Genomic DNA, 10,323 nt, shown 5'->3' with positions numbered 1-10,323 from the left:
CTCTAATGTCTCATCATCTTGCATCATTCTGCCATCCATGAGCTACTCTCATATTCTGTTTTGCCGCTATAAGCTGCTCGTTTCTGTGTTTCTTGGGGTGGTTTGTATGAAATGCACATTAAGCCAAAGGCATCTGCTCCATGACTGGACCAATCATGCTCTGCCCCCAAACCTATATTGCGCTTTTCATCCCATTTCTCGTGATACCAATTCAGTGCCTTGCGCCCTGCTACCGTGGTTGCTTCATTAAACCAAACAGAAGGCAAAACACGACGAACTGTTTCTATACGTATCTTGACTGCACCCGTTCCCTGATTGGGAATAACTTTTGTTTGAAAGCCCGCATTTTTAAGTGCACTCTCAAAACTCACATTGTGCACACGGTCTCTGGTCGCTCCATCATGAGGCAAAACCATCAATGCCTTCTCATAGCCATTTTGACGCAACCAGCCTATGTGCTCCGATAACGGTTGTCCCTGTGCTTCGTAATAATCAAGAACCCTGATTTCGCGTCCCACAAACTGTGCTATCCATATTGCCGTGGCATCTGCCTTGGCGCCCGTGCCCCCAATATCCCAAAAAGCGCGTATCTGCATTAAAGGATCACGAGAAACACGCCCTATCCGCCCTTCCTGCTCGGCTGCCAACATTTCTTGTTGATAATAAGCACCCTGAACCGCGGTTAAGTAACCACCTTCCCAAATATGCTTATAGCTCTCTGGTCGGTTTCTAAGATCATCCAACCGTGCTTCATTCAAGATCTTTGGAAACTTCGGGTTATCTGACCAATTGATCTCAACACGCTTGATTGCCTCATTGTCTGAAAAGCGAAACCGCTTCTCAACGGGGGCATTCTCTCGCAATGGATTCCATGTGACCCATAATTCTGCTCGCCATCCTTCTCCCTCCTCACGTAAAGTTGGGATAAGCGTTTGCCAAGCTGTTTCAGTGACAGGTTCTGCCTCATCAACCCAGCATAGCAAAATACGCCCCATCGACTTGATACTCGCTACATTGCGGTCAAGACCAGAAAACTGAAAGGCTATACGACCATCTCTCGACTTAATCGAAGACTCCCCAATCTTGTAATAGTCCTTTAAAAAGTCATGATCTTCAATGGCGCGTTTAATTTCCTCCAAAGAACTCTCTGCTAGAGAATTCTGGAACTGACGTGCACAAAGAATAGTTCCTGAAATGCCCCCCATCCCGAATTGATAGCCCTTTAAAGCCGCCATCAAGGCAAATGATCTTGTCTTGCCTGACCCCCGTCCTCCCCAAACAGCACGAACCGCCGCCTTTCCTGTAAAGATTGGTATAAGCTTTGGTACAATACTAATCTGTGCGGTCGTCATTTACCAAAGGCGCGATCTCTACACGCGTTATCATCTTTATAGCTCCCCCATCCTCACCTGTAACTTGTAAAGGCAACACCTTGCCAAGCAGAGCCAAATAAGCAGCGGGGCAATCCATAGCTTGCTTTTCTAAATAGGAAATAAGCCCCTCATTGCCTATTTTGTTACCAGCATTCTCAGCAGCTTTAAGAACTGCTTCTTTTAAAATACGTGTCGTTTTGTTGGGAATACCTTTGACACGTCCTAGTCCAGCTCTCGGTGGTATCCATTTTTCTTTGACTGGTGGAACTTGTTCTGTATTTTTTGATGTCATAAAATACTCCCTCCCGATAATAAAAAACCCCGCATTTGCGGGATTTTCACACTGCACTTCCCCTCGTTTAGATACAATACGTCCAGTGCCGCATTTGTCATTAAATACGATTTGCAACACATTGTCAACAACAAAATAACACATATTGATAGATTCAAAGGGAATCAGTTATAAGCAGTTGAAATGAAAAATAATGGATAAACTATGTTTAAACGCTTCATTTTATTGGTTATAGCAATAAGCACTCTTTTATTAGCTAATCATGCAAATGGTGAAAAACAAATCGAATGTGCAAATGGCGAAATTCCTGTTTTGCGTGATGTAAGAGATCCATCTTCTGTTATTAAATGTATCCCAAAGACGGACTATGATAAGTCACTTCTCCCCGAATGGGCTAGGGAATATAAGGTACTTGGTATTAGTGAAGAAGACTATAACGAAAGGCTAAAACATCGTTTTAATAAAGACCAAATAATAGAGTGGTTTGTCATAGGATTAGTAATAATCGCTATAATGTCACTCCCCATTAATATACTATGGCGTTTTAGATTCAAAATTCCTGCATATTTATTCGCAATGGTAACTGCCTTGGCTGTTATTGCAATACCCTTTATCTTTGGTTCGTAATATATCTTTTAATCTACTTTTGTGAAAAGTGCTTTTGAAGCGCATTAAGAGCGATACCCAATGAACTCACGAGATGCGGTAACATTTGATCTTCTATAACAAGGTACTGTATAGCGGCATAAAGATTATACTGGTTATAAAGGCATTGCGCTTCTTTTATTACCTCTTGCACGGCTTGATAGTGATTGGTTGCTTTTTCAACCCATTGTTCAAGACTATTTGGGTCTGAATTTGTAGACACATCATCGTAAACAGCGCTTGGCAAGCCTTTTGCACAAAGATAGTCGTTTCTTATCTGTAGATATTTTTGAGCGGCGTCATATTGATCTTGTGTAAGCACGCCTTGCAAACAAAGCCGCCCGATATAGGTACCAGCAAGCGGGTTTTTTGCCTCTTGTAGCGTTAAACCAAAGCGCTTTGCACGCATTTCCAATGCTAGTTTATCAACGGCTTCACGTGGTGATTTTGCACGTGATATACGACCATTTGGCTCTCTTAACTGCCCTATAATCTTAGGGCGTCCCCTTTTTTTGTTTTTTTTCACTGATGTCCTCAGATTGCTGTTTAATATCTTGCCAAGTTTCCTCTGATCTTGACCGTGTTGTGAGATCTAAAAGTGATAACCACGAAAATAAAATAATACTTATGATGACAGATGGTGTAATTTTTTCTTCTAGATTACGAAGTTCTAGCATCGAAAGAATGATAAAAGATAATAATGCCCCAATTACAATACCCATCGCTATTTCAAAATTAGTCGTGTATATAGCATCATGTTTTAATGACGCTATCTGCTGCTCTGTTATAAGATAATATTTATGCCCTGCACTTGTAACAGCGTTATTCATTAATGCCCCCCTTAAAAAGGAATACTGTCATTCATAACGGGATGAGGCGTATCAAGAGGGCGTTGATAGCTTCTGTCATAAGGGGATGATGATTGCTCTTGATTATCATCATTTTTGCCATCTAAAAGCTTCAAATCGCCTTTGTAATGAGGCAAGACAATTTCTGTTGTATAGTGATCTTGACCATTTTTATCTTGCCATTTGCGGGTTTGAAGCTGCCCTTCAATATATACTTTTCTGCCTTTGTGAAGATATTGAAGCGCAATCTTTGCTAGATGCGGATTAAAAACCACTACTGAATGCCATTCAGTTTTGCTTACCTTTTGATTAGTTCTCTTATCAGTATAGCTTTCGGATGTTGCCATGCGAAAATTAACCACCTCAGTACCATTATTCATGGTTTTCTTTTCGGGGTTCGCTCCTAAATAGCCAATTAAAATCACTTTATTCAACATGCTTGTAAGTTCCATTAAATTACACAAATGATTATAACATAATTTATCTTTTTTTCCAATGTTTTCAGTTTATAATAACACGTATTTAATGTTCTACATTAGTTGGCAAATCACTAAACCGTGTGTAATCAGATTGAAAGGCAAGAGGAACACTTCCTGTTGGTCCATGGCGTTGTTTTGCTATAATAACCTCGGCTTGCCCCTTAACCTGATCTAATTTCTGTTGCCATGTTACATATTCGGGGCTTCCTTCCTTTGGTTTTTCATTTTTGAGATAATATTCCTCACGATAAACAAAAAGAACGATATCAGCATCTTGCTCAATAGAACCAGATTCACGTAAATCAGACAGTTGCGGGCGTTTATCTGTACGATTTTCAACTTGTCGTGAAAGTTGTGAAAGAGCGATGATAGGAATATTCAGTTCTTTTGCCAGAGTTTTAAGACCCATGCTAATAGCTGTAATCTCTTGAACACGATTTTCAGAAGAGCGTCTTGAATTGCTCGTGATCAATTGGATATAGTCAACAATCAAGACATCTAGACCATGTTGCCTCTTTAAACGCCTTGCACGGGCGGCTAATTGTGCAATGGATATCCCACCGGTTTGATCGATATATAGCGGTGCCTTTTGTAAGCCTTTCATTGCACGGATGATTTTAGAAAATTGTTCTTCAGAAATATTCCCACGTCTAATCTCAGAAGAAGAAACTTCAGTTTGTTCAGATATAATACGGGTTGCTAATTGTTCGCTTGACATTTCAAGTGAGAAAAATCCAACAATGCCACCCTCATTTTCTTGTGTTGACGCATCACGCTTGTAGGCATTGGCAATGTTAAAGGCAATATTGGTAGCAAGTGAGGTTTTTCCCATAGCAGGGCGCCCTGCCAAGATAATGAGATCAGATGCTTGTAATCCTCCCATTTTATCATCAAGTGTCTTGATATGAGTAGCTATACCGGAAAGCCTTGAAGAACGCTTTTTAGCAGCGCTTGCCATGTTGAGTGCTTTTGTGATAGCGGTCTCAAAATTTTCAAACCCGCCCCCGTATTTTCCCTTTTCTGCCAATTCAAACAACTGGTGTTCAATGGTTTCAATTTGCTGTGACGGTGTGAAATCTACAGGCGCATCAAAAGCTGTATTAACGACTTCATTACCAAGGTTAATTAAGGAGCGTCTAATGAAAAGATCATAAATAACCCGCCCGTAATCTTTGGCATTAATGATTGTCACGGCTTCCTTTGCTAATCGCACAATGTAACTGAATACAATGATGTCCCCAATTTTTTCTTCAGTTGAAAAAAAGGATTTAATGGTAATAGGATTTGCTACTTTTCCGTTTTGAATAACTTGCAACACAGTATTAAAGATCTTTTGATGCAAGGGTTCAAAAAAATGATTTGGTTTCAAAAAATCAGCAACGCAATCAAGAGCATCATTATTAATAAGAATTGCCCCAATCAATGCCTGTTCTGCCTCAATATTGTGAGGAAGTTGACGAAAAGAAGCAGGCTCGTTTGTTTCTAAATGAATGGAATTAACAGCGCTTGTTATAGTCATAATGTTTTCAACTAATGTAAAATAAAATCATTATAACTCACTGAATCTACAGAGTGAATCCCATTTTTTATTTATTTAACATCTTGCATTTTTATACAGATTGTGCAATATAACTGCTTATGGAAATAACTTAAATTAGCATACCCATAATAAAACCGTGTCAAGATAATTGATGCGGTTTTATTTTGCCTAATGATAACAGCTATAAAAAAAAGCCGTGCCAATGGAATGACACGACTTTATTTTTATCAACACCCTAAAGAAAACTTTATCGTATAAAACAGACAAAAGTATTTCGATTCTCGCACATCTTAAGATAACATATTCTTTTAAAAGATGCAATTTGATAAGAAAGAACTTGCCTTTATACACAGAATATGTATTATACACACATAAAATACTATTCTGCATAAAAGCCGCGTCATTTATGATGCGGTTTTTTTCTTACAGAATCTTGTGTATTTTACGTATTTTATATAGAAAGTAGTTACATTTTTCTATTTTACACTCCTTTTCTAAAATTAAAGCCGCGTCGTTAATGACACGGCTTTTTTTTGTTAAAACCAGCTGTTATTTACGCTGCTTTATCATCACCACAAATATCTTTATAAATTTTTTTATTGCCTTTAATAACGGCATTGCCACAAATTTTTACAAAGAAATAAACTTTCGTTTTCCCTTGAATGCACGCATTATCATAAATCTCTGCACTAGGAAAAATACAAGCAGAACCCGATATTTTTGCATTGCCATAAATCAAACCAGCAACACAAGCATTATTCAAAACTTTGGCATTGTCATAAATTTTTGCTTCTGTAGATACCATGGCTTTATTACAAACAATGGCATTCCCATAAATTTCCCCACAAATTATTGCATCGTCATATATTTTTGCATTGCCATGAACATACGCAGTATTTTCAAGAACCCGCGCTTTATCACTAATCACGGCATTTCCTAATACCCTTGCTTCATTAAAAACCAAAGCTTCATTACGTACCTTTGCATTTTCAGAAACAACGGCATTCACAGCAGCTATAGCATCATTATAAACCCAGCAATTGCCATCATGTGACAAGTTGCTTTCATTTTCGATAAAGCCGCCTAGATCACCAGCTTTAACATCATCGAAATCTCTTAAAGCTTTAATACGATAAAGTGTGTGATTACCCACTACACGGGTTTCATTTGTAAGTTCATATTTTTTGGATACAATTTTAGATACAGTTATAGTGGACATAGGTTTTATTCCCAATCTAAATAATGATTAAATTTAAATGAAAGTTAGAGAGGGCGCCCCGCACCGCCCTATTGTTTAATTACCAACACGGATCATCGATTTCTGGAATAAATTTATCACAAATAAGATCATTAGGTGATAAATAGGTATCACTTTCAATATCAGAATCGCCAATAATAGTAGCACCATTTATGATGACATTTTCACTAATACGAGAGTAATCACCAACAAAAGCTTTACCATAAATTTTTACATTATCGTAAATAGCAGCATTATCACAAACCTCTGCATTATCAGAAATATGAACATTATTTACAACACGTGCGTTATCAGAAACCGTAGCAGAATCTTTAATGATAACATCACAAGCTACATAAGCATTATCAGTAACAAGCGCATTTTGATAAACACGGGCATTATCAAAAACCCAGCAGCTTCCCTGATGAGATAGGTTATCTTCCTTTTCAATAAAGCCCCCTAAATCACCCGCTTTAACCTTCCCAAACATATAACCAAAATCTCTTAATGCTCTAATACGGTGTAAAACATGACCATCAATTTCGATTGTTTCACCTGTAAATTCATATTTTTTCCCAAGATCTTGCTTTTGAAGCGAGGCGCTATCATTATGATGTTGAATGTAAGAGAAAATGGTGTCTTGAAGTTTTTTTGCTGTAGAATTCATTTGAATACCTATTCGTTAAATTGTTTTTATTGACACCCTATAAGGGCGCCGGGTGCTAAAAACACGGCGAATAGTCCGTTGCTTATACTTTCCCCTCGCGAAGGGTATTGTATGGTATAAGCACACCCGACATAAATCATATACGCTTCAATAAGCATAAAAGATAGTCAGTATTTTAAAGGTATGGGAGAGGCTGTTTCGTAACCTATCCGCTATTCGCATAGTGGTTTTTAATCACTTGCCACCCTTCTAAACGAACCTTTTTTTAAAGTCAATACGAATTTTATATTTTTTTCAATTTTTTTCATTTTGAAAATTACTCATGGTTTTTTAATAGAACACTGTATTGTGTAAATAGATATATTTATCAAACTGCGTGTATACAACATAAGAAAGAATACACAGACTAAAAGAGAATACCAAAGGGCAATATCTAAGTACCAAAATACAGTATCCAACAAAAAAGAAAGCTTGTGTTCCACATACTGAGAAATGGTAGGCAAAAAAACTGTTTCTTTATAACTATTTGGAAAAATTAAAACGATAAGTGCTAACATTATTATCTTTAAGAGCATGTGCATATATTGTTGTAAATCACGTGTTAGTTCCACCCATCCCGTTGTATCACCGCGTTTATATTTTGGATTGTTGTGTAATTCAAAAGGAATACTAGAGTTGCATAAAATTGCACAAATAGTTGTTACTATTACCAAAGAAGCACATGCAAATATCAAGATAGTCTGAATAAAATCAATATTTTTTCTTATTCCTAAAAAACATAAAAATATAAAGATTATAACACCAAACAAGGCTCTTAGCTGCTTATCTGTAAACATATTCACTTCCTGCGTTTTTCGATAACTTTTTGATCTCATCTATGAGGAATTCGACATTAAGAACGCTTTTAAGGGCATTGCTTCTCATAACCCCATGCTTTCATTTTTTTTCATTTTGAAAATTACCCAATTGAATATTAAGCGCTTTTTCCAACTCTTGATCTATATCATAAGCTTGTGAATAACTTCTCTCACTCTCGTTCGTAATTTCGCAAATCAACTGATCTTGCTTTGTGCGTTTTTTGATTTTCTTATTCACCCCATCTATCAATGGCTTATAACTCAAAATAGAATATGGCGGTTCACCACCATACAACCACGCCCTCACTTGTGCCTTCGTACTGTAATCCACGTGATCAGGTATCTCGTGATATTGTCCACCTTGCAATTCCTCGTATTCTCTAGAACCATCCTCATATTGGTACATGTTGTAAAAATACTCAGTAACTCCTAATCCCCATGGCGCGTGCCCTCTTGCTGTTGCAACAAACCTTTTTATTGGTTGCTTACGTTTTGTTAAGAACAAATCTTTTAAAATCCCCATGCTTTTAGTCCTTAATTTTACCAATTGGTCTATTTGCCTCAAATTTGATCGTACAAAGCGGTTTTAATTCCATGCGTGGTTTTGTATCAAAAAGTTTTTAAATCGCTTTGTGCGGTCTTTTTTATCGATTTAAACGCATACTTCACTACTTTACTGTCTCTTATGTGATGTCAAATACATTTTCACTACTGAAGCTCCGCTATAAAGATCACTCTTCAAATTTCTGCAATAGTCTGCAAGCTCCGCCCCTGTTGGCATAAATGTTTTCGATAATCCCTTGGCTTTTCCGCATATGACGTCCTTAACAGCCTGTTTAAGGGCGTGTTCCGAAGCATCTGCTAGCGCTATGCTATAGTTCAAAGCGATAACATTAGGGTCCACATTTGCCGGTATTTTTAGACCGGAAAGCAAATAAGCCGCCGCTTCAATCTGTTCAACCGTAACTTTCCGTGAAAGCAGCGCTTGTAAGCGATTACAGTCTTGCAAAACTTGCGCTTCCTCCTCCATCGTCAACGGCTTTCCATGCATAGAGATTGGAGGATACACACTCCGATCCACCCTCTCTGCAAATCTTTGCAAATGAACTGATAACCTCTGTATCTCTGCTGCATTCTGATCTGTAAGAATCGCTAGTGGTGATTGCTGTTTTGAGTGTACTGAAGCTTTCTGAAAGGCTGTTTGTGAAGTTGTTTGTTGAGAGCTTATAGCGTTCGTTTGCATATCGTTTCTCCTGTTCTAATTTCTTGGCTAGCGTTCCATTCTGATTAATAATCCAACCACACCAAGCACTTTGCCAATCGCGATTGTTTGCATTTCGGCATGGGTTGGCTTTCCAATGAAATTTAAATCTTTCAAATTCTAATAACGCCTCATCATGCGTTAAGCCTTGATCAATGGCGTATTGCAAATCAGGTTCGAAATCCTCAGGCAAAGTTTTAAAATCTTTTTTTACCTTGCGCTTTTTAGATTTTTTAGGAACGCTCTCTTGCTTGTGAATGGTAGGTGGGAGCACATCACCGATAACATCTGCAAGGCTTTTAGCAGAATTGGTATAACGACGTGACGGTAGTTTCTCCAATTCTTTCTCGTCAATGTGCCATAAATTTTTAGCAGCATATGAAGTTTCACTACTTTGCTCGTGAATGGATGTTTGATCGTCTGCTACCAATTCGATTTGATCTGAAGAGTTCTCAACATCATGATCCTGATCTTCTGTTTCTAAATCTTCAAAATCGATTTCTTTTTTTAATAACACGTTAGTGTTATTTTTTTTATATATGTTAATGTTATTGTTACTTGCATTGCGGTCGCATTGCGGAACCCTATGCGCATCGCATGCGGTCTGCACGCAATCCGCATATGCGCTTTCATTTATATGATCATCATTATTTTTACGTTTAGTTTTATGCCATCTAGAATTAGCTGCTTTCAATGCTGCTTCTGATTTTTCTTTGCTATCATTTAATTCTAACTCAACATCTAGATTCCATAATCGACCATCCTCTAAACGAATAATTTTTTTCTTGAGTAATAAAAGATCTAATGCTTTGGTGAATGTCTTTACTGGGTAACCAACATAAACTGCTAATGCCTTTATATCACTCAAAAGAGGTTCACCAGCGTAAAGCATTTGCAACCGCAGCATCACATAAATACATTTCTCGGTTGAAGATAAACAAGAAACTTCATTCATCCATTCGCCTGCATTAAGCCTCGTCCATGGTAACTTATTGGACATGCATTTCCCCCTCTTTGTGCTTATGCCACCTTGCTATCGCTGCTCTCGAAGCGCGCTCTGAAAATTTGTTATTTTCATATTCAAAGGCTGTTGATCCATACCATAAGTTGCCATTCTCTAATTG

Annotated in this window: 13 protein-coding genes; 1 reads left to right on the top strand and 12 read right to left on the bottom strand. The window is 37.8% G+C overall.

All coding sequences use genetic code 11. From position 1 onward, the window contains the following. Positions 1–23 precede the first annotated feature (23 nt). Together ME1_RS04120 and ME1_RS04115 are read right to left on the bottom strand one after the other, a co-directional pair. Positions 24–1,352, bottom strand: a complete 1,329-nt coding sequence (locus ME1_RS04120) for a PBSX family phage terminase large subunit (protein ID WP_004863648.1) — start codon at positions 1,350–1,352, stop codon at positions 24–26. Next, entirely contained in the window at positions 1,333–1,665 is a 333-nt protein-coding gene (locus tag ME1_RS04115) for a hypothetical protein (RefSeq protein WP_004863644.1), read from the bottom strand. Before ME1_RS04115 ends, ME1_RS04120 begins: the two co-directional genes overlap by 20 nt. A 204-nt stretch (positions 1,666–1,869) precedes the next feature. On the opposite strand from ME1_RS04115, the gene ME1_RS04110 reads away from it, so the two are divergent. After that, entirely contained in the window at positions 1,870–2,292 is a 423-nt protein-coding gene (locus ME1_RS04110) for a hypothetical protein (protein WP_004863640.1), read from the top strand. 13 nt (positions 2,293–2,305) lie between these two features. On the opposite strand, the gene ME1_RS04105 is transcribed toward ME1_RS04110, so the two are convergent. From ME1_RS04105 to ME1_RS04060, 10 genes are all read right to left on the bottom strand, one after another. Further along, positions 2,306–2,836: a hypothetical protein gene (locus ME1_RS04105; protein ID WP_004863637.1), complete on the bottom strand. Its 531-nt coding sequence runs from the start codon at positions 2,834–2,836 to the stop codon at positions 2,306–2,308. Beyond that, positions 2,805–3,140, bottom strand: coding sequence for a hypothetical protein (locus tag ME1_RS04100; protein WP_004863634.1), 336 nt, complete (start codon positions 3,138–3,140; stop codon positions 2,805–2,807). The genes ME1_RS04105 and ME1_RS04100 overlap by 32 nt, the downstream gene beginning before the upstream one ends. Before the next feature lie 11 nt (positions 3,141–3,151). Further along, complete coding sequence (ssb, locus tag ME1_RS04095; RefSeq protein WP_004863632.1) at positions 3,152–3,595, bottom strand: single-stranded DNA-binding protein; 444 nt, start codon at positions 3,593–3,595, stop codon at positions 3,152–3,154. An 85-nt stretch (positions 3,596–3,680) separates the two neighbouring features. Further along, complete coding sequence (locus tag ME1_RS04090) at positions 3,681–5,156, bottom strand: replicative DNA helicase (protein WP_004863629.1); 1,476 nt, start codon at positions 5,154–5,156, stop codon at positions 3,681–3,683. A gap of 574 nt (positions 5,157–5,730) precedes the next feature. Next, positions 5,731–6,396: a hypothetical protein gene (locus tag ME1_RS04085; RefSeq protein WP_004863626.1), complete on the bottom strand. Its 666-nt coding sequence runs from the start codon at positions 6,394–6,396 to the stop codon at positions 5,731–5,733. 79 nt (positions 6,397–6,475) lie between these two features. Next, complete coding sequence (locus tag ME1_RS04080) at positions 6,476–7,081, bottom strand: hypothetical protein (protein WP_004863621.1); 606 nt, start codon at positions 7,079–7,081, stop codon at positions 6,476–6,478. A gap of 320 nt (positions 7,082–7,401) precedes the next feature. After that, a complete protein-coding gene (locus ME1_RS04075; protein ID WP_004863619.1) occupies positions 7,402–7,917 on the bottom strand; it encodes a hypothetical protein in 516 nt (171 codons plus the stop codon). Between the two features lie 100 nt (positions 7,918–8,017). Then, positions 8,018–8,461: an SAM domain-containing protein gene (locus ME1_RS04070; RefSeq protein WP_004863615.1), complete on the bottom strand. Its 444-nt coding sequence runs from the start codon at positions 8,459–8,461 to the stop codon at positions 8,018–8,020. Positions 8,462–8,611: 150 nt separating this feature from the next. After that, a complete protein-coding gene (locus tag ME1_RS04065) occupies positions 8,612–8,968 on the bottom strand; it encodes a hypothetical protein (protein WP_004863614.1) in 357 nt (118 codons plus the stop codon). Beyond that, positions 8,934–10,199, bottom strand: a complete 1,266-nt coding sequence (locus tag ME1_RS04060; protein WP_004863611.1) for a DUF1376 domain-containing protein — start codon at positions 10,197–10,199, stop codon at positions 8,934–8,936. Before ME1_RS04060 ends, ME1_RS04065 begins: the two co-directional genes overlap by 35 nt. Positions 10,200–10,323 lie beyond the last annotated feature (124 nt).

The sequence above is a fragment of the Bartonella vinsonii subsp. arupensis OK-94-513 genome (assembly GCF_000278235.1).
GTDB lineage: Bacteria > Pseudomonadota > Alphaproteobacteria > Rhizobiales > Rhizobiaceae > Bartonella > Bartonella arupensis.
Note: the sequence above shows the minus strand (reverse complement) of the source record. Positions and strands in the feature narration are given on the sequence as shown.

Coding starts and splice junctions, on each gene's coding strand:
- ME1_RS04080 (WP_004863621.1), bottom strand. CDS start 7,081: ATGAATTCTACAGCAAAAAAACTTCAAGACACCATTTTCTCTTACATT.
- ME1_RS04110 (WP_004863640.1), top strand. CDS start 1,870: ATGTTTAAACGCTTCATTTTATTGGTTATAGCAATAAGCACTCTTTTA.
- ssb (WP_004863632.1), bottom strand. CDS start 3,595: ATGTTGAATAAAGTGATTTTAATTGGCTATTTAGGAGCGAACCCCGAA.
- ME1_RS04065 (WP_004863614.1), bottom strand. CDS start 8,968: ATGGAGGAGGAAGCGCAAGTTTTGCAAGACTGTAATCGCTTACAAGCG.
- ME1_RS04060 (WP_004863611.1), bottom strand. CDS start 10,199: ATGTCCAATAAGTTACCATGGACGAGGCTTAATGCAGGCGAATGGATG.
- ME1_RS04070 (WP_004863615.1), bottom strand. CDS start 8,461: ATGGGGATTTTAAAAGATTTGTTCTTAACAAAACGTAAGCAACCAATA.
- ME1_RS04085 (WP_004863626.1), bottom strand. CDS start 6,396: ATGTCCACTATAACTGTATCTAAAATTGTATCCAAAAAATATGAACTT.
- ME1_RS04115 (WP_004863644.1), bottom strand. CDS start 1,665: ATGACATCAAAAAATACAGAACAAGTTCCACCAGTCAAAGAAAAATGG.
- ME1_RS04120 (WP_004863648.1), bottom strand. CDS start 1,352: ATGACGACCGCACAGATTAGTATTGTACCAAAGCTTATACCAATCTTT.
- ME1_RS04090 (WP_004863629.1), bottom strand. CDS start 5,156: ATGACTATAACAAGCGCTGTTAATTCCATTCATTTAGAAACAAACGAG.
- ME1_RS04075 (WP_004863619.1), bottom strand. CDS start 7,917: ATGTTTACAGATAAGCAGCTAAGAGCCTTGTTTGGTGTTATAATCTTT.
- ME1_RS04100 (WP_004863634.1), bottom strand. CDS start 3,140: ATGAATAACGCTGTTACAAGTGCAGGGCATAAATATTATCTTATAACA.